The sequence below is a fragment of the Streptomyces sp. SID3343 genome (assembly GCF_009865215.1).
GTDB lineage: Bacteria > Actinomycetota > Actinomycetes > Streptomycetales > Streptomycetaceae > Embleya.
This window is the reverse complement of record NZ_WWJX01001183.1, coordinates 1-1222: the sequence shown is the minus strand read 5'-3', so window position 1 is coordinate 1222 and position 1222 is coordinate 1. Positions and strand designations below refer to the sequence as shown.

Sequence of the window (1222 nt, the reverse complement as noted above, 5' to 3'; positions counted from 1 at the left end):
GCCTATCGGGAGCGGGTCGGGCACCTCGAAGTCCCCCCCGGGCAGGTCGAGATCGTGACGGCGTTCGACGGGTGGCGCGAGGACGTAGGCCTCGGAGTGTGGATCACCACCACCAGGACTCGGCGGCGGCCGAAACTCCCGGCGCAGCGGATCGCCGCACTCGACGCACTCGACGCACTCCACATGCGATGGGCATGAGAACGGACTTGAGGTGCGGTTCACGTCCGGCCCAGCGCGCGACGTTCCCGTCGGAAGGAATACCGCGCGCCCCGGCCGGATGTGAGGTTCGGAGTCGGATCCGGGGCCGGCCGGCCGGCCGATTCGCTCTTTGTGTGTCGAGATATCTCTGAACGATATCGGAATCTGAGTGACCCCGAAGTCGGTCAGGCCCAGTCCCGCTTGCCGGCGTACAGGTCAACCGCGTGTGAAAGTCGCCCCGGTAGCCGTGAATCCGACTTCGAAACCACCGAGCTGCAGGTCGAACCTTGCCGTGTCCGACGACAGTGACCACTCGAGCCCGTGAAAGGACCACCCCTCCAGTGGAGTGAAGTCGTCGTCCTGGACGATCGAGAGCATGCGCACGCCAGTGAATGTGATCACCGGAGCGGCCCCTATTGCCTTCGGATTCACGTACTCGTCCAGCATGTCGAAGCGAAACGCCAACACGTCAGAACCGTCCAGTGAAACATCAACCAGCACAGCGGTGTTGTGCAGATCAAAAAGCACGCCATCTGAAACAAACTCTATAATTTCTTCGGATTGATCCGGATCGAAATCCAGGCCCGCAAAGAACTTCACGCCAACCTCCGATATCTCCGACCATTCCATTCATACTATGCCGCGCATATTCCGCAGTCAGCTAAGAGAATGACGGGCCGGGTGCCCGCGAACAGAATTCGTGAGCACCCTCCGAGAGGACCGAATGCCCCGGACCATCCGCCCGTTGACTCTGTGACCTTGCCGCTACCTTACTCTAATACCCTTGCTTTTCAGGAATCGCCGAGCCATGCGCAAGTCTTTGTAAGTAGCGGGATAAACCTTCGAGTTCACTACGGACACGCTCGGTGAAACAACCCGGGAACGGTTCACGCTCAGCTACCTGTTGGCTGGATCGCCGTTCGTTAACGGCACCCCAATCCACACCGAGCCCGAAAGACCCTCACTCGTTCACGATCACCCCACCGTGCGATCCGTCACCAACCTCACGGGTGAATACACCTAG

2 protein-coding genes are annotated in these 1222 nt (G+C 60.1%); one reads left to right on the top strand and one right to left on the bottom strand.

The genetic code is table 11. The annotated features are described in order from the left end of the window. A partial coding sequence (locus GT354_RS37315; protein ID WP_161360821.1) for a helicase associated domain-containing protein occupies positions 1-198 on the top strand: 198 nt, incomplete at its 5' end. Positions 199-414: 216 nt separating this feature from the next. On the opposite strand, the gene GT354_RS37310 is transcribed toward GT354_RS37315, so the two are convergent. Continuing rightward, positions 415-798 (bottom strand): hypothetical protein, encoded by a 384-nt coding sequence (locus GT354_RS37310; protein ID WP_161360820.1) that lies wholly within the window; start codon positions 796-798, stop codon positions 415-417. Positions 799-1222: the final 424 nt, after the last annotated feature.